This window comes from Thermogemmatispora sp. (genome assembly GCF_042408735.1).
In the GTDB taxonomy this organism is placed as follows: domain Bacteria; phylum Chloroflexota; class Ktedonobacteria; order Ktedonobacterales; family Ktedonobacteraceae; genus Thermogemmatispora.
Genome location: NZ_JBHOQV010000208.1, coordinates 24,185 through 46,066, shown reverse-complemented (window position 1 = coordinate 46,066; position 21,882 = coordinate 24,185). Strand labels below are relative to the sequence as shown.

The 21,882-nt window shown below is 61.8% G+C and carries 12 protein-coding genes and 1 riboswitch; of the genes, 9 read left to right on the top strand and 3 right to left on the bottom strand.

The annotated features are described in order from the left end of the window. Positions 1 to 56 precede the first annotated feature (56 nt). A riboswitch (cobalamin riboswitch) is annotated at positions 57 to 342 on the top strand. Between the two features lie 146 nt (positions 343 to 488). The 5 genes from ACFMO7_RS22020 to ACFMO7_RS22000 all read left to right on the top strand — a co-directional run bounded on the left by ACFMO7_RS22020 (position 489) and on the right by ACFMO7_RS22000 (position 7,546). Next, positions 489 to 1,472, top strand: coding sequence for an ABC transporter substrate-binding protein (locus ACFMO7_RS22020; RefSeq protein ID WP_376797634.1), 984 nt, complete (start codon positions 489 to 491; stop codon positions 1,470 to 1,472). A gap of 259 nt (positions 1,473 to 1,731) precedes the next feature. Continuing rightward, entirely contained in the window at positions 1,732 to 2,208 is a 477-nt protein-coding gene (locus ACFMO7_RS22015) for a flagellar biosynthesis anti-sigma factor FlgM (protein ID WP_376797633.1), read from the top strand. Between the two features lie 389 nt (positions 2,209 to 2,597). Further along, positions 2,598 to 2,960, top strand: a complete 363-nt coding sequence (locus ACFMO7_RS22010; RefSeq protein WP_376797632.1) for a 4a-hydroxytetrahydrobiopterin dehydratase — start codon at positions 2,598 to 2,600, stop codon at positions 2,958 to 2,960. Between the two features lie 358 nt (positions 2,961 to 3,318). Further along, positions 3,319 to 4,170, top strand: coding sequence for an SGNH/GDSL hydrolase family protein (locus ACFMO7_RS22005; protein WP_376797631.1), 852 nt, complete (start codon positions 3,319 to 3,321; stop codon positions 4,168 to 4,170). Positions 4,171 to 4,288: 118 nt separating this feature from the next. After that, a complete protein-coding gene (locus tag ACFMO7_RS22000; protein ID WP_376797630.1) occupies positions 4,289 to 7,546 on the top strand; it encodes an FtsX-like permease family protein in 3,258 nt (1,085 codons plus the stop codon). Between the two features lie 34 nt (positions 7,547 to 7,580). Here the strand turns inward: ACFMO7_RS22000 and ACFMO7_RS21995 are convergent, their stop codons facing one another. Further along, positions 7,581 to 9,692 (bottom strand): serine/threonine protein kinase, encoded by a 2,112-nt coding sequence (locus ACFMO7_RS21995; RefSeq protein ID WP_376797629.1) that lies wholly within the window; start codon positions 9,690 to 9,692, stop codon positions 7,581 to 7,583. Between the two features lie 758 nt (positions 9,693 to 10,450). On the opposite strand from ACFMO7_RS21995, the gene ACFMO7_RS21990 reads away from it, so the two are divergent. Continuing rightward, positions 10,451 to 12,955 (top strand): hypothetical protein, encoded by a 2,505-nt coding sequence (locus tag ACFMO7_RS21990; RefSeq protein WP_376797628.1) that lies wholly within the window; start codon positions 10,451 to 10,453, stop codon positions 12,953 to 12,955. A 23-nt stretch (positions 12,956 to 12,978) separates the two neighbouring features. Here ACFMO7_RS21990 and ACFMO7_RS21985 read toward each other — a convergent pair whose 3' ends face one another. Then, positions 12,979 to 14,250: an MFS transporter gene (locus ACFMO7_RS21985; protein ID WP_376797627.1), complete on the bottom strand. Its 1,272-nt coding sequence runs from the start codon at positions 14,248 to 14,250 to the stop codon at positions 12,979 to 12,981. A 674-nt stretch (positions 14,251 to 14,924) separates the two neighbouring features. Between ACFMO7_RS21985 and ACFMO7_RS21980 the strand changes: the two genes are divergently transcribed. Both ACFMO7_RS21980 and ACFMO7_RS21975 read left to right on the top strand, forming a co-directional pair. Beyond that, positions 14,925 to 17,204 carry a protease pro-enzyme activation domain-containing protein gene (locus ACFMO7_RS21980; RefSeq protein WP_376797626.1) on the top strand — a complete coding sequence of 760 codons (2,280 nt, stop codon included), beginning with the start codon at positions 14,925 to 14,927 and terminating at the stop codon, positions 17,202 to 17,204. 291 nt (positions 17,205 to 17,495) lie between these two features. Continuing rightward, a complete protein-coding gene (locus ACFMO7_RS21975; RefSeq protein WP_376797625.1) occupies positions 17,496 to 18,671 on the top strand; it encodes a phosphatidylserine/phosphatidylglycerophosphate/cardiolipin synthase family protein in 1,176 nt (391 codons plus the stop codon). Between the two features lie 237 nt (positions 18,672 to 18,908). Here the strand turns inward: ACFMO7_RS21975 and ACFMO7_RS21970 are convergent, their stop codons facing one another. Then, a complete protein-coding gene (locus ACFMO7_RS21970; protein ID WP_376797624.1) occupies positions 18,909 to 19,316 on the bottom strand; it encodes a zinc-ribbon domain containing protein in 408 nt (135 codons plus the stop codon). 933 nt (positions 19,317 to 20,249) lie between these two features. Between ACFMO7_RS21970 and ACFMO7_RS21965 the strand changes: the two genes are divergently transcribed. Beyond that, positions 20,250 to 21,737 carry a hypothetical protein gene (locus ACFMO7_RS21965; RefSeq protein ID WP_376797623.1) on the top strand — a complete coding sequence of 496 codons (1,488 nt, stop codon included), beginning with the start codon at positions 20,250 to 20,252 and terminating at the stop codon, positions 21,735 to 21,737. Positions 21,738 to 21,882 lie beyond the last annotated feature (145 nt).

The window sequence follows — 21,882 nt, the reverse complement described above, 5'->3', positions numbered from 1 at the left end:
CCTCTTGCATATACTTCTTCTGCTAGCAGTGAACCTATACTTCCTTTGCTAGTAGTGAAATGTGCGACGCATCAGGTGGCCGGAAAGGCTGGCGAGCATTTCCGGCAGAATAGGGAAGCCGGTGAGAATCCGGCGCAGTCGCGCTACTGTGACTGGCGAGCACCTCGATGCCCCGTCCGTTCTCCGCTGCGGACGGGTGCGAGCAAGTAAGCGAGCAAGCCACTGTTTCTGATGCGCGAGCATCTGTGGGAACCCTGCAGAGCCGCTGGAGGGAATGGGAAGGCGCGTCGAGGTGCGCTTGAGCCAGAAGCCAGGAGACCTGCCTGATGCCTGTGGGACCATGTTCCTTCGCGTCAAAGGAGCAGGCGTACGATCAACCACCGAGCCGAGCTGACCCACGCTTCTCCGGTCCTTCTGTGTTGTGGTTGCGCCCCCTCTACGCGAGGTGACAATGGACGGTTATCTTTTGCTGGGGAGGAGTGAGCTTCATGCGCATCCTTGTCATCTCCAGACGACTCTTTCCTTGTTTGTTCGTACTGAGCCTCCTGTTGCTGGCTGCCTGTGGACAGGGCCAGGCTGGCGGCGGAGCGGCGCAGCCAAGCCCCACGCCAACGGTAGTGCGCGATATCTATGGCACGCCGGTGGTCTTCCCGAAGACGGCTCCGCAGCGTCTTATTTCTTTGGTGCCGAGCATCAGCGAGATTTTGGCCGCGCTTCACCTGGAGAGCCGTGTGGTGGCTGTTGACTACTATACGGACTATCCGGCCCAGCTAACCCGCCTGCCACGGATCTCCGATGCCAACGGCAACTACAACGTAGAGCGGATTGTGGCCTTGCATCCCGATCTCGTGCTCAGTTCCGGCGGTCTCACTGAGAAGTACGATGCTCAGCTGACGCGCCTGGGTCTGCACGTTGTTGATCTGCCCGATAATACCATTGCTCTCATGCTGGCTGAGATTCAGACGGTGGGTCGCCTGACCTTTACCGAGAGCACAGCGCAGGCGCTGGTCAGGCAGCTAGAGCAGCGCATTGCTCAGGTCCGTCAGGCCGTTAAAGGGACAACCCCGCCGACGGTGATGCTGGAGGCGGACGATAGCACGCCAGGCAAGCCCTACGTCTTTGGCGGGGGAACCTTTGGTGATGAGCTGCTCCAGGATGCCAATGCCATCAATGTCTTCCACAACAATACCAGCAATGGCGGCTATCCACAGGTTACCGATGAGGCCGTGATCCGTGCCAATCCCCAGTATATTATCCTCACGGAGGACCCGCGTTACGGGGGTGATCCGCAGCTCGTCTATCGCCGCTCCAACTGGGGCCAGATCGCGGCGGTCAAGCTTCACCATGTTTATCATCTCAATACCGATTTGATGCAGCGCCCCGGACCGCGCCTGGTCGATGGCCTGCAGTGTCTGGCCCAGCTCCTGCACCCAGAAGTCTTCAGCAGCGCTTTGCCTTCCTATTGCCAGTAGCGGGAGCTGGTGGTAGCTGGGGCCAGTGAGCTAGCCTGGAGAGCGGTGATATAGGATACAGGCTGGTGCCCTCGGCTGCAATTAGGGACTTCTGGTCTCTCGATTTAGCGACTAATACCTCTTACCTGCGATGGGGGCCGGTCCCTACACTGAAAGGTGGCATAGGCCCCCGTGGGGAGAAAGAAAGGTTCCGTTCGTCACCGCTGCCTGTGGCAGGCGCTCCCCGGCTGTCGCTGGTGGGGCGGTGAAGGAAGGATGGATGGCTGAAAGAAAGAGAGGAGTCCCGATCATCATGCGCATTCGGCGGGTGACTGGCGCGCGCAGACAGTCGGACGACAGGGAAGTGGCTCGCTCGAGCGCCGGCGCGGCTCGGGCGAGCGCCTCGGGAGAGAGCTGGCAGCCCACGCCCACGTCTCTACAGGGACAGGGACCGGGCTGGCAGCCCTGGCTGGGCGCTCACGATGAGGAACGCTATCTGCAGCCTGCTCTGCGGCGCCGGCGACGTTCCTCTTCTGCTCAGAGCAGGCCAGATGAACGTGAGGCACTCAAGGAGCCGCCTCCTGCCCTCGATGGGATGGAGATCTCTGGGCCGGAGCTGGCTGCCTGCATCGAGCAGGAACGCGCGGAACGTGTGGCACTTTTGAGAGTACGTGTGGCTGCGGGCGCCTACGAGGTTGATAGTCTGGCGCTGGCCCGGCGGATGCTGGGCGATCCCCTGGGGACGGGTGAGCGCTGAGCGATTGCTGGCCTGTGCCTCCAATGGGCTGCTCTTTTCGAGTCTCTGGCGCGATGCCATCGGGAGGGTGTGGGTGGTCGGGAATGGTAGGGGAGCGTGTCGGGCAAACCCCTGTCATGATCCCTGGCATGGGCTTGCAGGCCGAGGCCAAGGTCGGCTTGCCGGTTCGCTAGACCAGGCAGGACCAGGGTGCCCGCGCGCTCCCCTTTTTGTTTGTTTTGGAGATGGCAGGGCTGGACTCTCTCGGCTATACTCTTCTAGAGCAGGACCGAGCCGGTAACTCGGGCAGGCTGCATCTTTTGCTTGCTTGAACGGCGCGACCCTGCGCAGTTTGCTTGCTTGTTGGCCTTGTTTGTCAGGTTCCTCTCGCGGGGAAACAGGAGGTACCTATGCAGGAATTGGCCCAAATGCGCTGTGTGCCCTGCCGCGGCGGTGAGCCGGCTTTGACAGAGGCGGAAATCGCCAACTTGCTCTCTCAGCTCCCAGGCTGGCGCGCGATCGAGGTGGATGGGATCAAGCGCATCGAAAAGACTTTCCATTTCGATAACTTCGCTCACGCTCTGGCTTTTACCAATGCGGTTGGTGCGCTGGCGGAGGAGCAGGATCATCATCCGCAGCTCGTGACGGAGTGGGGGAAGGTGACGGTTGCTTTCTGGACCCACGCGGTGGGTGGGCTGCATCAGAATGATTTTATTATGGCAGCCAAAACCGAGGCTGCCTTTGCTCAGGCCGAAGGTCGCAAGACCTCCTAGCGGCACTGGCCCGCTCCGCTGGCCGCTCCCCTCGTCTGTCATGGACGGAGGAGCCAGCGGCCTCAGCCCGCGCGGGCCAGTGTCTCTATTGGCCCTGGATTGGTCGGGGAGGGCAGCCCGTGAAGTCGCCTCAGCGCTACCTCTCCCGGCCTCCGTGGGCTGGCATCCTTGGCCTGTCTCCTTCTCTCTTCGGCTGGCCCTTGCCTTCTTCGCGTCCAGTACCTTTGTCCTGCTCGAGGAGACGACGCGGATGGTGAGTGCTACGCATTGATATAGTATGATATTTAAAAGGATGATATAATCGATCTGGAGAGGTAACTGTTCAGCGGAGTAGAGCGAAACTCAGGCTTGCCTGTGCATGAGGAAGAAAGCGAAGGTCTGGAGCGTCCTGGCTGGCCTGCGCGAATCTGAGCGTGGCAGCCGACAAGGCAAGGATAGCCGCAAGTGGCTCTGGCCGGGAAGCGACACGCGGTCCGCGTCCTGGTCGGGCCGAACATCTCTGGTCAAAGGCGGCCCCTGGCTGCTGACCATCGTGCTCCTCTGTGGTCTCTGGCTGCTCAGCGCCTGCGCAACGGCGGATGAAGGACCTGTCGCTGCCGATGAGCTGGGAGCCTCTCATAGAGGTCTTGTCTATGTGGCCATTGGGGCCTCCGATTCCTTTGGCTTTGGCACCGCTGATCCCTACGCCGATAACTGGCCCATTGATCTCGCTCATAAGCTGGGCCCCTCCGTCCACCTGGTCAATCTCGGCATTCCCGGCATCCATCTCCACCAGGCCCTGAATCTGGAGCTGCCGATTGCGCTCGACGTTCATCCCGACATTGTGACCATCTGGCTGGCGGTCAACGATCTGGCCGACCATGTGCCAGTGACGGCCTACGCGCGCGATCTGGATCTGCTCCTTACGCGCCTTCAGGCCGGGGTGCCGCAGGCTAGAATTGCCATTGCCAATGTGCCCGATTTGACGTTGCTTCCTCACTTTCACTATTACGATCAGCAGTGGCTGAGCGATCAGATCCGGCTATATAACGCTGCCATTGCCGAGAGCGTGAGGAAGCACCATCTTATTCTGGTTGATCTATCGCAGCAGGGCTACAACCTGGCTCGTCATCCTGAGTACGTCAGCAGCGATGGACTCCATCCGAGTGTCATCGGCTATATAGCGCTGGCCGATCTCTTTTACCAGGCGCTGCGCCGGGCAGGTCAATAGCCTCGGGAGTCATGAAAGAGAGATCCATCCTGCCTGTCAATAGATCCGAGCTGCCGCGGGACGGAGCGGCCCATACAGGAGGTAGCGGACAAGCTCAGTCAGTTTGCAAGAGAGTGGCATGACAGAACTCTTTGGCATCTCGCTTGATACGCTTAGCACGAGCCTGCTGATCCTGACCCTGGCGATTGTGGCGCTGGTCATGGGACTGGCGCTGAGCAATCGGCTTTTTTTTAAGATCGGAATACGCAACATCCCGCGGCGGCGCACACAGATGGTCCTGATCATCTTTGCGCTCATGCTCTCGACCACCCTGCTCTCTAGCGCCCTGGCGACCGGCGACGTGGTGACGGGCGCTGTGCGCAGCGTTGCCACCTACAATGTGGGCAATGTCGATGAGACAATCGAAGGTGGCTCTGGCGATCTGGGCTTCTTCGACGAGGCGATCTATTATCGACTGCGTGAGCAGGTGCGTGGCGACCCCGATATCGCTGCCCTGGGGGCAGCCATTATGGAGCATGATCTGCTGGTGGCTGACCAGACTTCGCGTCAGGTGCGCTCGGGCGTGACCGCTCTGGCGGCGCTGCCGGGCAGCGAGGACGGTTTTGGGGGGATCGTGGCGGAGGACGGTAAGGGCCATCTGCATCTCTCCTCGCTCGCCCGCAACGAGGTCTATCTCAATCGTACGCTGGCGCAGCTACTGAACGCTCATGCCGGCGACCGCCTCTATCTCTACTCGCAGCGCTGGCCCGGACGACGCTATGAGGTCCATGTGCGGGCCATTGCCGAGAGCAGCGGCATGATCGGCGATACTCCATTCATAGTTAGCCAGGTAGAGTTGTTTCGCTGGATCGAGGGGCGCAGCGACGGTATCACGCAGATCTTTGTCGCCAACCGTGGCAGCGATGGCCCCGAGAGCATCGCCATCTCTGACCGCGTTGAAGAGAAGCTCGAGCGACTGATTCCGCGCAATGTCCACGTCATTGAGGTCAAGAAGCTGGCTATTCTCAACTCAGAGAAGGCGCAAGATATTTTCTCGCGCATCTTTGCTCTGTTCGCCCTTTTCATCATAGCCATAGGGATGCTGCTCATCTTCCTCATCTTTGTCCTGCTGGCGGCGGAGCGGCGGGTCGAGATGGGGATGGCGCGAGCCGTTGGGGTGCTGAGGCGTCATCTGGTCCTGACCTTCCTCTTTGAGGGAGCGGTCTACGATTTGCTGGCCTCCTTTATCGGCCTGGCGCTGGGTGTGGCCATTGGCGCTCTGCTGGTTCTTCTCCTTGGGCCGGTTCTGGAGCGCTTCGATTTTCCTCTCAGGCTCACCTTTCAGCCGCGCAGCCTGCTGATTGCCTACTGCCTTGGGACCATTTTCACTTTCTGCGCTGTGACGGTCTCCGCCTGGCTGGTGAGTCGCATGACCGTGGTGGAAGCCCTGCGCAATCTGCCGGAGCCGGAGAGGCGCCCGCGCCGGTTGGCGGAGCTGCGAGAGCTGCTGCTCCTGGTAGGGAAAGCCCTGCGGCAGCGCAGTCGCCGCCTGCTTAGCTATCTCAGCGAGCTGCTCATTGAAGGGGGGCGGGCCTTGGTCCTTGTCGGCCTGCTTCCCCTCCTGGTGGGTCTCTGGCTGCTCTCTTATGGCCTGAGAGAGCGTCTGGTAGCTCCTTTCTCCCTGGGCCTCTCGCTCTTGATTATTGGTGGCTGTCTGCTTCTCAAAGCCAGCGTGGTCGCCCTCTGTCCGACCGGGCAGAGGCCGCGAGTGCGTCGCCTTTGTGAGCGGCTGGTCCCGGCCATAGCGGGCCTGGCGATCTGTGCCTACTGGGCGGTCCCTTTTGATCTCTTTGCCTCGCTTGGCCTGGTGCGTTTCCGCTCCAGCATCGAGGTCTTCTTCCTGGCCGGCTTCATGATGACTTTGGGGGTAGTCTGGGCGTTCATCTCAAACGCTGAGCTGCTTGTCAAACCGTTGCTCGCGCTCTCGCATCTGCGTCCACGTCCCTATCTTTTGGCGCGCCTGATAGCCTCCTATCCGCTGCACTATCGCTTTCGCATGGGGCTGAGCGTGATGATGTTCAGTCTTGTGGTTTTCGCCTTGACAGTGATGACGGTCATCACGGCGGCCATGCAGCACAGTTATGCCGACATTAATCTGCAGACGGGCGGCTATGATATTCAGGCCGTTCCGTACTTCCGTCCCTTGCTCTCGACGCAGGGGAAGGGAAGACAGGACCCCGATGAGCAATTGCGCAGCATGCTGGCGAGGCGCGGAATCGATCCGGGGGCTTTCTCGGCCATTGGGGTGCGCACCACGACGCTGGTGGGGGTAATCCAGCCGACGGCTCCTCAACCGGCCTGGCGGCTGTATCCAGCTCAGGTCATCAGCGGAGGCTTTCTGCAGGGGTATGGTCTGCATCTGGTAGCGCGTGCGCGCGGCTTCAAGAGCGATGCCGCCGTCTGGCAGGCTTTGCAAGAGCATCCGAACTACGCTCTGATCGATAGCAGTGCCCTGGAGGCCAGCCTGGGGGCCCGCAGCGCGCCTGGTGTCTACGATCCCTCGGCCCCGTCAGCCAGCGAGGCCGGGGTGCCGCTAACGCCACCCGGTCTGGATCCCTACTATACCTTCTCCCTCAGCGGGGTCTCGCTGGGAGAGACCAGCTTCACGCCACAAAGTCTCTGGGTGACGCGCTCGCCAGGGGGCGACGATCTCTCCGCCCTGCTCAATGCCTCGGTCGCTAAGGTGACCATCATTGGTGTGGTCGATAACAGCAACGGCGATCATTTTGGCCTCTACATCTCGCAGCGCCTCTATGGCTCGATCGCGGTCGACGCCAACAATCCCGAGGTCCAGGCTTACTACTTTAAGGTGGCTCCCGGCCAGGACAAGCGGGCGCTGGCTCTTCGGCTGGGGTCGGCCTTTCTCGACGAGGGCCTCGAGACGACAGTCCTGGAAGATGCTATCTGGGAGGTGCGGGGACCGCGCATTCTCCTCAGCGATCTGATGATCGGCATTGTGGGGCTGGCGCTGCTGCTGGGGGTAGCGGCTCTGGCCATTACCGGTACGCGTGCTGTCATCGAACGGCGTCAGCAGATTGGGATGCTGCGCGCCTTGGGCTGCAGCCGTGCTCTGATCAGGGGGGCCTTCCTGGGGGAATCCGTACTGGTGGCGGTGCTTGGGAGCCTGATCGGTCTGGCGTTGGGCCTGCTGCTGGCGCGTAATCTCTTCGCCGCCAACTTCTTTGAGCGCTATCAGACCGGCCTGGTCTTTGTGGTCCCCTGGGGTCAGCTTGCTCTGATTGTTGGTATCGCGCTTGCTGCTTCGTTGCTGGCGGCGCTCTTGCCGGCCTGGCAGGCGGGGAGAGTGACGCCGATCGAAGCCTTGCGCTATCAGTAAGGCGATCGCTGCGCCGATGCCATGGGGGGATTCGCTAGCAAGTCCAGGTGACGCTGGCGGATGTGCCGTCTTGGGTGCGGAAGAGCAGTTGGCCGGTGCGGGGGCAGGAGGCGTAGATGTAGATGATGACCTGCTGCTGGCTGCCTGGCTCTAGCCAGCCCTGCTGCGGCGAAAAGAAGGCGCGCACGTTAGAGCTGCTGGCCGACCACTGGGTGGTGTCGCTGGCCGAGGAGGAGAGCGAGAGCGTTACCTGACAGCGGAAGGTGAAGCCGTCATGGTTGCAGTTGTCCGATCCGTTGAGGTGGGCTGGACTGACAGCCAGCAGTGGAGGTGTGGGTGTCGGTGAGGGGGTGGGCGAGGGCGAGGGAGTGGGACTGGGCGTAGGTGAGGGCGAAGGCGACGGCGTGGGAGTGGGCGAGGGCGAGGGGGTTGGGCTGGGCGTAGGTGAGGGCGAGGGCGTGACTGTCACGATGACAGTGCTCGTCGCTACGCTGGGAGTCAGTTGGGCGGTATGACGCCAGAGACCGGCGGAGAGCAGCGGCAGGAGCATGATGACGAGCAGGCTCAAAATGACGGCGATGCTGACCGCGGCGAAGAGGAGCCAGCGCCCTTGCCTGGCCTCGCGCTGGTAGCTGACGCCTCGACTACCCCGAGACCCTGAACCTGCATCGGCCCCAGCGCCAGCGCCGGTCAGGGTCGCTACGCTGCCGAAGGCGGGCCTGATGCTCTCGCTGACCAGGGTGGGCTGCTCGTTCCAGGGAAGAAGTGGCAGGCCAGAGGCCTCCCCTCGCTCTGCCTGGCTGCCTGGCTGAGGCTGAGGCGGCACTTCCGCCGGCTCCAAACCGGAGGCTGTGCCAGGCCCGACGGGCTGGAGGAGGGCCGGAGGATTGCTCTCCGCCAGGCTGCTGGCGTCGCTGGCCGCCGCTGTAGAGGCGAAGGCCGCCGGCGAGCTGAGGGAGAGCGATTCCTCTTGCTTGTTCCTGGCAGAGTGGGCTGCCTCGCTCTGACTGCTCTCTGAGGGCTGTGGCTGACCTGAGAGGGACAGCGCCGGGTACGGTATGGTTTCTTGCTCGTAGATCTGGCTTTTCTCTTCGGTCGCCGGGCCGCTGCTGAAAGCGCCAGCCGACTCCTGAAAGAGGCCGGCCTGGCTGGTGCTGCTTCCCTCGCCAGCGTCAGGGGTGCCGGAACTGCCGCTCTCGAGGCCACGACCTGCCTCGCTGGGGCGGAGCTGCTCGCCGCTCGCCGGCGAGAACTCGCTGGGGAGCGGCTTCGGTCGCCAGGCTGCGAGGAGGCGCCCCTCGCTCGCCCCAGGTAGGGTAGCGGCTGGAGTGGAGCCTGCGGCAGGAAGGAGAGCCGTTATGAATTCCTTGATGTCGGCGAAGCGCCGCTCGCTGTCTTTGGCCAGGGCTTGCAAGAGCGCCTCGTCCACGCGCCGTGGCAGTAGGAGGTTGAGCTGGGTCGGGGCCACAGGATGCTCGTGGGCGTGCTGGCGGGCCAGAGTCGCGAAATCGGTGCCGCTGAAGGGGGGACGCCCGGTCAGCAGCTCATAGGCGATGCAGGCCAGGGAGTATTGGTCGCTGGCGCGGGTGGTGATCCCTTCGAACTGCTCGGGGGCCATATAGGGCCAACTGCCGGGGCGCTGCTCCGGCTCACCATCGGTCGCCGTGGCCCAACTGAAATCGTTGAGCCATAGCTCCCCCTTGAGGTTGAAAAGGATATTTTCGGGCTTCAGGTTGCCGTGCATCACGTTGAAATGGTGGGCATAAGCCAGGGCATCGGCAACCTGCTGCAGCAAAGGACCGGCCTCCGCCAGGCTCAATGGAATCTTTCCCTGATGGGCCAGCCGCTGGCGCAGCGAGCCGCGCAGCGCGTATTCGCTCATCAGGTAGACCTCGTCCTGGTCGAGACCGCTCTCGAGCGGAGGAAGCAGATGCGGATGCCGCAGCATCCTCAGCAGGCGTACTTCGCGGAAATACTGCTCGCGGTTGCGGGGAAAAGGCGGGTGGAAAAACTTGATCACCGCCATGTGGCCGGGAGTGGTCAGGTGCTGAGCCAGGTAGGCGCTGCTCGCTGGTCGGTTACCGAGGCCGGCTATGATCCGATAGTGACCGATCACTCTATCGATGTAGCGATTGCGCTCACGCATAGCTCCTCCGCCGGGGCCTGAAAGCTCTCATCCACAGACGGCCATTGCTCTTTTCGCAGGTCACTGCTCCGTCTGACCAGGGGTACTGTTTCTGCCTCTTGCCACATCTTGCTTTCCCCTCTTCTTTCCTCGCCTGCTTGCTCTTAGGCGCGCACTCACAGGACAGCCTCTTTCCAGAGCAAGGAGAGTATAACCGGCCCTTCTGCCTGGTGTCAATGAAAGAGAGAAATGGGGGATGACAATAGCTCACTCTGCCTGATAATATCAAGACAAATGGGCTGTAGCCTCTTCTAGAGTGACTCACCCGTGAATTCTTCGTTATCTATTCATAGCAGTGCTGGAACTGTTCATCTGGACAGAGTTGATTACAGGATGCGGCTTGAGAGTGTAGGAAGGGTCTGGTGACAATGAATCGGTGCCTCTACTGCAACAGGCCATGTGAGCATGGGGTGGTGTTCTGTGACGAGTGTCGGGCGCTGTTGTTGCAACGTCATGCCCTCGCTGAGCAAGAAGTGCAGTTCCCCCCGCGAGCTGAAGGGTGGCAGGTGGCTGGGTTATCAGCTGCTGAGGACTGGCCTCCGTCTGGGCCGCGCGGCTTTCCAACGGTGCCCATGAGTGTTACCGATGGAAGTTGGGAGGAGGAGGAAAGCCGTTCTGACCTCCTGGCGCGATCTTCGCTGGCGTCGAGAGCGGATCAGGGCAGAAATCAAGATGGTGATGGTGGCCAGCAGGGTTGTGCTCCTCTGGGGCAAGATGAAATGAGTCAGGTCCGGCCCTCGTGGCGCTGGTCGTGGACGGTCCGGCGCCGCCAGGGCTGGTCAGCAGAATGGACTTCCCTGGAGGCCCCTTCTCAGGAAGAAGCGGCCAGCCCAAGGCCAGGGAGAGGAGGCGGAAGCCAGGAGGCCGCGCGCTCCGTCTCCGCCTCCGCCTCCGGACGGGCCACGTCGATAGCAAAGCTGCCTGTCTCGCGGGGGGGTGAGCTTCGCCAGGCTGGCTCGCCCTCTCCTCGCCGCGCTTTCAGGACGGACCAGGCCGATCGCTGGCTCTCGGGAGGCCAGATCTGGCCGCGCTGGCGGAAGGCGCTGGGACAGAGAGCCTGGCTACGCTGGCTGTTCGCGGGACTGACGGTCCTGGCCCTGCTGCTCATTGGTCTGAATGGCTGGTTGATCCGCTCGCGCTTCTCGGGAGTCCATCAGCCAGGCTCACCAGCGGGGCAGCCGCCGTTCTTGATGGCGACACCGACCCTGGTCCAGGCCGGCCAGGCGGTGCATCTCCATCTGGATCATTTTCCGGCTTTCGCCCAGGTCTATTTCAGCTACGATGTTGGTCAGGCTCTGACGCCTGTGGGTATGGCTCCCCTCGTTCATTTGGGAGCGGCAGGGAGTGCGGATCTCACGGTCGCGATTGGGCGCGACTGGAGTCCTGGCGATCATACTATCCAGGCTGAAGATATCGCAACGCACTACACGGCCAGCACGACGATTCAGGTAGTAGCCAGTGGGCCGCTCCGGCCACCGGTCCTGGAGGTGAATCGCCGCAGCCTGGATCTGGGGGCGGGGGTGCAGGGCCTCAACAGCGTGGTACCGCTCTGGTTAAGTAATGGCGGCGATGGAAGCCTCTCATGGACGGCCAGTAGCGACCAACCCTGGTTGCAGATCACACCGACCCAGGGAGTCCTCAGCGAGCGCCAGGCCATCCTGATCGCCGGGTCGCGTGCTACCCTGTCGCCTGGCCTCTATCATGGCAGTATTACCTTCAGTGCCGATAGTGGGACTACCTTGCGGGTTATGGTCTCCATGCGGGTCGAGGCGGCTCCTGTGGGCGCAACTGATCTAGAGAGGCGGCCGCTCAGGGTGACGCCAGCGGCGCTGGCCTTCTCGTTGACGGATGGGGGGCCGGCGCCCGCCGCCCAGTTTGTGACCCTCACGAATCCCGCTCGTGCCACGCTGGCCTGGTCCAGCCGCAGCCTGGTGCCGCCCGAAGGAAGCCAGGAGGAGCCGCTGCCTGTCCGGGCCGACTGGCTCCAGCTCAAGTCGGCTCAGGGAAAGCTGGCGGCTGGTGAGAGCATCTCGGTGGAGGTCACAGCTCAAGGCAGCCATCTGCTGCCTGGCCTCTACCTGGCCATAGTCCAATTGAGCGGCTCCTACTCCTCGACCTCAACCGTCAACCAGGTGCTGGCGGCCTCGCTGACGGTTCTGCCCTCTTGTCGCCTGGCTCTGAGCGCCCAGAGCCTGACCTTTACCATCGGCTCAGGACAGGGTGAGGAGAGCGGTCAGTCGCTTGATCTGGGACTGGCTCCAGGCTGCGCCTCCGGCTTGAGCTGGCAGGCTTTTACCTCGGCGAGCTGGCTCAAGGTCGACCCGGCCAGCGGACGAGTCGAGGCGGGCCACGGGATGAGTGTGCGTGTCAGTGTGGCGCTCAACGAGCTGAATGCCGGCACCTATAGCGGCTTCGTGCTCTTCTCCACTCAGCAACGCACGCAAACGCTGGCGGTCCTCTTGAATTTGCTGGTCGCGGCGGTTCCGAGCGGAACAGGAGCCAGCAGCTCGGCGACCACAGCCACGGAGGCGCCGAACCGTCCCCCCCTGGGGGCCTCCCTTTCGCCCAGTAGCCTGAGTTTTACCGCCGAGCAGGGAGGACAGCCGCCGGCTGCACGCTCCGTGCTCCTGAGCGCTTTGCAGTACCCACTGCAATGGTCGGTGGCGCTCAATACGGCCTCAGCTCCCTGGTTGAGCGTGACACCGCTCAGCGGTACGCTGGCGGCTGGCCAGACGGCGCGGCTGAGCGTCAGCGTCAATATGGCGGGCCTGACCCCGGGGTCCTATAGCGGGCAGTTTGCGGTCTCACTGGGACCGGCCGATGGGGCGGCCAGTCCCGCTCAGCTCACGCAGGTCGTGGTGGTCAACTTAACAGTTCTGGCTCCCTGTGTGCTCGAAGTAACGCCGAGCGGCCTGAGCTTTACCAGCTCGCTGCTCCAGCCGAATCCGCCGCCGCAGGTGCTCTCGCTGCGCATCGACGGCGGCTGCCCCCGTCCGGTTTCCTGGAACGCTACCGTCGATAGCGATAGCACCTCGTGGCTGCACCTGAGTCAGACCAGCGGCAGCGAGAGCGGCTCGGGAACGTCCCTCACGGTCTACGTCACGCCGCCGCGCCTGCTGCTGAAGACATTGCGCGGACAGATCACCATTACGGCCAGCGATGGGGGACAGAACCCTCTGCAGAGCAGTCCCCAGGTGGTCACCGTCACCGTGAGTCCAGGCTGATGGCGAGTCAGCCCGGACTGATCTCATCTCTCTCCTAAGGCGCCAGGTTCTGCGAGATGGCGCACGGCAGAGCGCCCGCCAACGAGAGAGAGGCTGATCAGGCCGACAATGGCTCCGGCCAGCGCCACGGTCGGGGGGCCACCGATGAGAGCGATCAGGCCACTGGCAGCGAAGTCGCCCAGCGGCCTGATCGCCATAATCATCAACGTGTTGAGGCTCATGACACGCCCGCGCATCTGGGCCGGGACGCGAGTCTGCATCAGCGTAATTGTGGTGGCGGCGATAACGTTCTGCATGGCACCAACCAGCGAGAGCATGAGCAGCGAGAGCCAGAAAAGACGACTGAAGGCGAAGACAAGCAAGGCCACGGTCCACAGGCTGAAAGCCAGGATGAGGGCCTGCCCCTTGCGCTTGACTTCGCCGAGCGAGGCCAGCCCCAGCGCACCCGCCACGGTCCCGATCCCAGAAGCCGAGAAGAGGAGACCAAGCTCAAACGGAGTCAGATGGAGCACCTGGACAGAGAAATAGGGCAGAATGATGGCCGCCGAGGGATTGAAGAAGAGCAAAGCCCCATAGGCCGCGAGTACCCAGGGTAAGACGGCATCTCGCCCAATGACGATCAGCGACTCCTGAATCGAGCGTCTCAGGTTGGGAACCCTGGCCCGCGGGTCAGCCGTCTCCTCCCCCTCCGAAGGAACGCGCATCAGGAAGAGGACAACCAGTACCCCCAGATAGCTGACGGCGTTAAGGAAGAAGTTGCCAGCGTAGTGGATGAGGCCGATGGTCAGGCCGGCCAGCGAGGGACCGATGACCGCCGCTCCGTTAAAGACTGCCGATTGGAGCGAAATGGCATTCATGAGGTCTTCTCGCGGCACCAGTTGAGGAATAAGCGCCGAGCGGGCCGGCTGGTCAAAGCTGAGGACGGTGCTGTTGCAGAAGGCGATGAGGACGATCATCCAGACCTGGATGACCCCCAGATGGGTCAGCACTCCGAGCAGAAAGGCCAGTCCCATTGAGATGCTCTGCGTACAAAGCAGCAGCCGACGACGATCAAGGCGATCAGCTACCCCTCCCCCGATGAGGGCGAAGAGCAGAAAGGCACTGGCCTGGGCCAACGAGACGATTCCCAATGCCAGAGCAGAGTTATGGCTGAGCTTGAGCACGAGCAGGCTCTGCGCCACAATCTGCATCCAGGTTCCCACGGAGGAGACGATCAGGCTGATCCACAGCAGACGATAGTTGCGATGACGCAGGGCGCGAAAGGTACTGGGCCGCTTGCGACCGGTGGCGGACAAGTTACCACCCGACGTGGCTGTAGCAGGCGATCTGTTCACGGACGTGGAAGGTTCTCTCTTTCCTACTCAGGTGGGAATCTCTGAATCTGATAATAATTATACGTCTTTTCGCTCGTTTCGGCCGGGCAGAAGCCCCGCCCCGACAGGCTCATCTCCGGGGAAAAGCGCCCGTCGCCAGGTCCCAATCGGCTGCATTCCTTTCCTTCTCGTGGCCTCCTTGCGCTTTTTTAGCGTTTCTGTGCAAACGGAAGAGATGACGGTATCTATGCCCCGGGTCCTATATACTTGACAGACGTGATCTGCATCGGTACTATTAACTATAGGCTCGTCTTGTATAAGGAAGCAAGCGGGGAAGATAGCTCCCCGGTGCCAGCTGCTTCCGTTGCCTGAACCGCGAATAGGGCTTTCTTCGGTAGCTGTGGCCTCTTCTGCTACAGGTGTCCAGCTTATTGAGCTGACGGGCAAGAAGAAGGCGATTGCCCTATCAAGCAAAGGAGGTGTCCACCTCTACCCCGGATCATATTCCGGTCGTCTGCCGGAGGTTGACCTTTAGGCAACCTCTCATACTGACCACCTTTTGCCTGTACTACCTGATGATAGGCTGTCTCTGACCATGTTGTCCGGCCAAGTCGTGCGGTACACAGTCGTACCGAGCTTACAAGCTAGAGGTGCCGATGAACATCGCAACTTTCTTCCAATCTGCACGCCGGCTGGCCATCGTCCTGGCGGCTCTTAGCGCCAGTGGGGTGGTGGCCCTACTCCTTTTCGTCGTACCGTCCGCTGCTTATGCCCAGCTGCATGGAGAGGACCCGACTAATCGCAGCCTTATTCGTGGTCATATGGTTCCGCTGCTAAGGAACCACAAGCCGCTCCACAGCGAGAGTGCCAACCGCAGCCTTCAGCTTTCGATCGCGCTCAAGCTGCGCAACGAAGCCCAACTCGATGCCCTACTGGCAGCTCAGAACGATCCGCAGTCCCCACTCTACCATCATTACCTCACGCCGCAGCAATTCACCGAGTTGTTTGGGCCGACGCCCGCGACCGTCAGCCGTGTGGTGGCCTACCTGCAGGCTCAGGGTTTGCGAGTCAACAGTGTCTCGCCTAACCGCACACTGATCAACGCCAGCGGAAGCGTGGCCCAGGTTGAGCAGGCTTTTGCCATCACTCTGGCCGACTATCAGATGGGGAATCGCACCGTTTACGCCCCGACCGGAGAACCATCCGTGCCGGCGGAGCTGGGTGGCCTCATCCTTAACATTGCCGGTCTGGACAATGTGGCTCATTATCGTCCCTTGGGCCTGCAGCGTCTCACCAGCAGCCAGACGCCTCATACCGGCCCGGGCGGTGGCTACACCCCGAGCGAGCTGCGTACCGCCTATGACATGAACCCGCTGATCAACGGGGGAAGCAACGGCAGTGGCCAGACCGTGGCCATCTTCGAGCTGGACGGCTATCGCGCCTCGGACGTCAACGCCTACCTGAGCTATTATGGCCTCGGTTCAGCCAAGTATTCCAATGTGTTGGTAGATGGGGCGACCAACACGGCGGGCGCGGGAGCGATCGAGGTCGAGCTGGACATGGAAGTGGTCTCGGCCATCGCGCCTGGGGCGAACCAGAAGATCTATATTGGACCCAATACGATCACGGGGGTCAACGATACCTACAATCGCATTGTGACCGACAACCTGGCCAAGGTGGTCAGCATTAGCTGGGGCGAGTGCGAGGCGGCGGCGGGAACCTCCGAGCTGGCCACGCTGGATAACATCTTCAAGCAGGGGGCGGCCCAGGGCCAGGCTTTCTTCGCTGCCTCCGGTGACTCGGGCGCCTACGACTGCGACAACAACAGTCTGGCGGTCGACTCGCCTGCCGACGATCCCTACGTGGTAGGTGTCGGCGGGACTCATCTGGTCACCGGCAGCGGCGGCACCTACAGCAGTGAGTCGGCCTGGTCGAACCCCAGCGATACGCAGCGTAGCCCACATGGCTCGGGCGGCGGCGGCGGCATCAGCTCCTACTTCGCCCGCCCATCTTATCAGACTGGCCCCAATCTGACCAATGCCAACCGCATGGTGCCGGATGTCTCGGCTGACGCCGATCCAGCCACCGGCTACTCGGTCTACTGCACCGTGGCAGCGGCTGGCTGTTCTAGCTCGGGCTGGCTGACGGTCGGCGGCACGAGCGCGGCGGCTCCGCTGTGGGCCGGCGTGGCAGCTGATGTCAACCAGTACCTGGCCTCGCAGGGCAAGGCCACCCTCGGCTCGGCCAGCGCGACCATCTATCACCTCTACAATACGACCCAGACCTATAGCGCCTATCACGATATCACGAGCGGCAATAACCTCTACTACTCAGCCACCACGGGCTACGATCTGGCAACCGGTATCGGCTCGCCCGATGTTTGGAACTTTGCCCGCGATGTGGCCGGCTCGTCTGGCGGCGGTGGTGGCGGCGGTGGCGGCGGTGGCGGCGGCACCACCACGCAGCTCCTGAGTAATCCGGGCTTTGAGAGCGGCAGCTCTCCCTGGCAGGAATCGTCCTCGGGAGGCTACGAGATTGTTGACTCTACCAATCCCCATACGGGCAGCTACAGTGCCTACCTCTGCGGCTATAATGGCTGTAATGATCAGATCTGGCAGACGGTCACTCTGCCCAGCACAACGACCAAGGTGGTCCTGAGTTACTGGCTGTATATCAGCACGCAGGAGTCGGGTAGCACCTGCTACGACTACTTCTACGTTCGCATTCGTAACTCCAGTGGCTCGACGATCACCACAGTGCAGACCAGGTGTAATGCCAACGCCTCGGGTTGGACGCAGTACACCTTCGATCTGACCTCGGCGCTGAGCAGCTACTACGGGAAGCAGATTCAGGTCTACTTCCAGGGGACGACGGATTCCTCGCTAGTGACCAACTTCTTCGTGGATGACGTTGCTCTGAACGATACGCATTCCTGAGCCTCCTGATCGTAGAAGCAGCCCCGCGTGGGCCTGCCTCCCAGAGCGGAGGGCGGAGCACCGGTGCTCCGCCCTCCTTCCATTTCCTTCCCCTCTAGCCGGGCCAACGGCTGGCCCTAGCCGATGACGGGCGGAACCTGGCGCCTCTCCTCTGGTTTGGAAAGGACCCCTATACTGGCTGTAGTGCCCGCAGCAGACAGCCTACCCGGCTTCGATCAATCCTTGATCAATCAGGCATGTCGGCTGCGGCGACCCACTCCATGCCTATCATTGGCGCCAGGAGGAATGGCAATGTTGCACCTTCACGGTAGAGGCCGACAACGGTGGCCGGCTGTCCTCTTCTTGCTCTCTTTCTGCCTCCTTTGCTGGCCGGCACTCTTCTCTCCGGCGATGGCAGCCCTGGCGGTTGGCCAGCCCTCCGCTATCCGCCTCTCGTCCCTGCCCGGTGGAAGCTCCACCGGCTCAGGAGCCAGGGGTCTTCAGGTCTTCGTTGAGCCGCAAGCCGGCGAGCAGGTTGTGTTGCAGGCCATCGCTGGGGCCCGGCGCTCCTTGGCCATCGAAATCTACCTGCTCACCGATCGCCGCGTCATCCAGGCCCTGGAAGCGGCGGCTGGGCGGGGCCTGACGGTGCGCGTCATGCTGGAGCCTCATCCCTATGGGGGCGGCTCGCCCGCTCGCACCATCCAGCAGCTAGAGGCTGCCGGTGTGGAGGCGCGCTATACGAATCCGGCTTTCCCGCTCACCCACGCCAAGCTGATGATCGTTGATGGCCTGCGCGCCTATATCATGACCGGTAACCTCACCCGCGCCGCGCTTGGAGGGAATGGTCGCGTCGCTAACCGGGAGTATGGCATTATCGATCCTCTGCCGGAGGATGTGAGCAGCCTGAGTGCCCTGTTCGAGGCCGACTGGCAGCGCGCGGAGGCTGTCTTTCCAGGCAACAACGCGCACCTGGTCATTAGTCCGGGCAATGCGCGGGCGGCTCTGCAAGGACTGGTGGCCGCGGCACGCCAGACACTGCTGGTTGAGGAGGAAGAAATGCAAGATCAGCAGATCGAGGGCGCTCTGGTCGCGGCCCAGCGGCGTGGCGTGAAGGTGGAGGTCATTTTGCCGGCATCCCGCGGTGAGAATGATCCCAACGCGGAGGGGATTGCCGCGCTGCTGCAGGGAGGAGTCGCGGTGCGCGAGGATGGCCAGCTCTATATGCATGCCAAAATGCTTCTTGTAGACGGGCAGGAAGCCTTTGTCGGCTCGGAGAATTGCTCGCCGTCGGGCCTGGAGCGCAATCGGGAAGTGGGCATCCTGGTCTCCGATGAAGCAGTGCTGGCGACGCTCCAGAGGACTTTTGAGGCTGACTGGCAGGTGGCGCAAACGCTTTCCCTGAGGGTTCAGGGGCGCCAGGGCGAGGCAGACCCATGGCCAGGCTGGCTCACCTCACCTCAGCGAGCGCTGACCTGGGACAGGTGAGGTGGGAGTGAGGCAGCGACGATAAAGGCAGGACAGAGAACCGCTGCTCCTGTCCTGCCTTCTGGTTCTGCTCTGAACGGATCTACTGACTTCGGAGGGGACGCTCCTGCCTGCTGTGGAGGTTGAGGGTAATGTTAAAGCATCAGGCGCGCTCAGGCAGCTCTCAGCGCAGAGGTAGCGCCTGTCGCTGACCGAAGGGAGAAGCCTCAGCCGTGCAGCGGAGGAGCGGGGCATCAACTACCAGCGGCGCCCACCGCGGCGCTCGCGGCCACGCCCGTGACCTCCTTCATAGCTGCCCGAGTAGCTATAGCTCCGGCTTTCGTCGCGACGCCCACCGCGGGAAGAGCGAACTTCCTGGTAACAGTCGCTGCAATAGACGGGGCGATCATCGCGGGGGAGGAAAGGCACGGTTGTTTGTCGTCCACAGTTGGAACAGACAGCCTCGTACTGCTCCCGCGAGGAACGGGGCGAAGACTGACTTCGGGAGCCATTGCGGCGGGCGGCGCGGCAATCAGGGCAGCGCGCCGGGGGATTGGTTAGCCCCTTGCTGGCGAAGAAGGCCTGCTCGCCGGCAGAGAAGACAAAGTCCTGACCACAATCACGGCAGGTAAGAACACGATCCTGGTAATCCTCGTAAGACATCATGGGTAAAAAAACCTCTTTTGTACTCTGTGTTCGCTCCTCTGAACACACTGGGCTGAATGAACCGACTGTTACGGTCCGGCTGCAGTTATCATTCGCCTGGTTCCCGCCAGAAGGTCTGCCTGTGGTGATCTCTTATGGGGAAGTCCTGAGCGGCAGGTGAGGAGCACCTGAACTGCTACTGAAGGATTGTCAGATCCCCGATCACACTCACATTATACCACGCCCATCCTAAAATACAATCAGCCCAGACGTTAACTTTGCGTGAATTTCGGAGGACCACTTTGGGTCGCCTCACCCCGCTGTCCCCCGACTGGCTGCCAGCAAGCCAATCGACAGGGCCAGCACTTGCCTAGCCGACTCCTTTGACCGGCTTCTTCTCTCCCTCCGCCGCGCCCCACACTCCCGCTCTCTCGAGAACAGCATCCTCCCCCTGGTTAGCTCAAGGCCAGGCTGCGGGGCCTCTGTGCCGCCGCTTCTGGCCTGGTTTCTCCCTCTCCATGGAGAGCGCAGAAAGCTCTTCCTTACACGTTCAAATCGCAGGCCCTTTGCAGGAAATTTTTCCCTGGTACTGATTTCCTGAAAAAGCGGAGGGAGAGGTTAAGATTTCTTAACTCTGCGCCGGTACTTTTTTATTAGCTTCGGATTGGTAGATGCACATAGATCATATCACCTGCAGTATCCTTGTATAGGGCTGGCTGAACAGAAACCAGCCTGTGTCGTACTGCTCCCTGTGGGGTTGAGGTATGGGTGGTGGGGAGCAGAGCGAGCGGGTAAGAGGAGGAAGAGAAGGGATGGTGAAGGGGCGCGAGCGGAGAGGGTGCCCGTCCGTAGGTCTCGCGCTCATTTATTTCCAGACCAGTTGTCCTGGATGACGCTGGCGCTATCCGCTCAGGTGCGGTCTCATCCTGTGAGTAAGGAAAGGTAAGCAGGCTTATGTCCCGGAAGCAAGCACCATTATCGATCTACGAAAGCTCACGGAGAGCACGTCGCCGCTGGCCAATTCTGGTGGGGGCGAGCATCCCCCTGCTGCTCCTGCTGATCGCGGCGGGAGTTTTGGTGTTCCCTCATCTGACCTCGCGGGCGGCTGACGACAATACCGATTGTTCGCTCATCGTACCGCCTAATCCACTGAGCGCCCAGGGGCTGGCGACTCCCTACCAGCTTGTGGCGACCAATCCCGCCAATGGGCCATGTCATGAGGCCAATCCGGCGCAGGCGGCCTTTGTCCAGGGGGCCATTCTGGACCCTCGTACCGGTCAGATCTCTATCTACAATCCGGTCGTTGTCGATCAGGGGACGCAGCCGGCTATTCAGCCAACGCCGCCTCAGTTGCCGCAAGGGGCGGTGGTCGCGCTCTGGTTTGGCTTCAACGGCGACAATCTGACCCTGGTTGATAACAACGGGAGCCTGAGACAGGGACGCTGCGTCAACGGTGTCAATGGCAGTATCTTTGGTCAGTTTGCCTATTGTAATGCTCCCGCCTTCTTCGCCGCCGCCAATTATGCTATCCGCAGCGGACGCCTGAAGGTCCCTCCAATTGGTATGGCCAAAGACGGCCAGCCTTGCCCGACGACGCGCGATTTCAGCCTGGTTGATCAGGACCAGAGTGACAACGTGGTGACCGAATATCTGGTGACCGCCGACGGGCGTATTGCTCAGATGACCGCCGCCAATGCTGCGGCTCTGCAAGGGGCTCAGGTCCAGGTCAATGGCAGCGATGAGCGGCTGCTCTCGATTGGCCTCGATAACGCTCTCGGTTGTACGCCCTGGATGGCCCCCGATCTGGCTGATCCGGGCCATATGGTTGCTGCTTTGCCGCTCAATGAGCTGCAGGCCGCCCTCTATCAGAATCAGCCTGTGGCCCTCGTGCCGGCCGGCGATCCCATGGTCCTTAACAACGATCAGCCCGATCTGCGCAAGCTGAATGCCTATCGCGTCGGGGTTAACCAGGCCCCGGTGGGTTCGCTCAATCAGGCCAGCACGGCTACCTACTGCCAGAACCTGATCAATGTGGCTCCGGCTCGCCTGAAGCTGGATCAGCAGTTTACTCAGGCCAGCCCGTCGCCCGACGCGGGCGCGGCCAACTCGCTCTTTACTTTCCTGGCTCAGCGCTTTGTGACCACTTATCAGGAGCTGAACTGTCAGGCCCTGATTAATTTGCCCGATCCGATTACGGTGACGACCGATGCCAACGGCGTGGCGGTGGATGCGACCATCAATGTCCCCGCCGGTGGCGGCAATGGTGGGGGGAATGGCAATGGCAACGGTACGGCGGTCAATTGCACCGTGAATGGGCGCCTTGTTCAGGGCTGCTCTGGCACGGTGACGATCAATGGGGCCCCCTGCACGTTCACGCTCGATCAGGCCAACCATCAGGTGGTCATCCAGTGCTCGCGCCGGAGCACTGTGCAGCCGCAATAGAGCTGAGCCAGTCGCCAGGCAGATGGTTTGAGCCATAGAAGGCAGACCGCCCTTGGGGGCGAAGGCTCTCCCCTGGATGAAAGCCACGGCCTTGCCCCCAGGCCCTGAGCAGATGCCCTTACTCCTTTAACTGGTTTCCCGGCGG

Coding starts and splice junctions, on each gene's coding strand:
- ACFMO7_RS22020 (WP_376797634.1), top strand. CDS start 489: ATGCGCATCCTTGTCATCTCCAGACGACTCTTTCCTTGTTTGTTCGTA.
- ACFMO7_RS22015 (WP_376797633.1), top strand. CDS start 1,732: ATGGCTGAAAGAAAGAGAGGAGTCCCGATCATCATGCGCATTCGGCGG.
- ACFMO7_RS22010 (WP_376797632.1), top strand. CDS start 2,598: ATGCAGGAATTGGCCCAAATGCGCTGTGTGCCCTGCCGCGGCGGTGAG.
- ACFMO7_RS22005 (WP_376797631.1), top strand. CDS start 3,319: ATGAGGAAGAAAGCGAAGGTCTGGAGCGTCCTGGCTGGCCTGCGCGAA.
- ACFMO7_RS22000 (WP_376797630.1), top strand. CDS start 4,289: ATGACAGAACTCTTTGGCATCTCGCTTGATACGCTTAGCACGAGCCTG.
- ACFMO7_RS21995 (WP_376797629.1), bottom strand. CDS start 9,692: ATGCGTGAGCGCAATCGCTACATCGATAGAGTGATCGGTCACTATCGG.
- ACFMO7_RS21990 (WP_376797628.1), top strand. CDS start 10,451: ATGAGTCAGGTCCGGCCCTCGTGGCGCTGGTCGTGGACGGTCCGGCGC.
- ACFMO7_RS21980 (WP_376797626.1), top strand. CDS start 14,925: ATGAACATCGCAACTTTCTTCCAATCTGCACGCCGGCTGGCCATCGTC.
- ACFMO7_RS21975 (WP_376797625.1), top strand. CDS start 17,496: ATGTTGCACCTTCACGGTAGAGGCCGACAACGGTGGCCGGCTGTCCTC.
- ACFMO7_RS21970 (WP_376797624.1), bottom strand. CDS start 19,316: ATGATGTCTTACGAGGATTACCAGGATCGTGTTCTTACCTGCCGTGAT.
- ACFMO7_RS21965 (WP_376797623.1), top strand. CDS start 20,250: ATGTCCCGGAAGCAAGCACCATTATCGATCTACGAAAGCTCACGGAGA.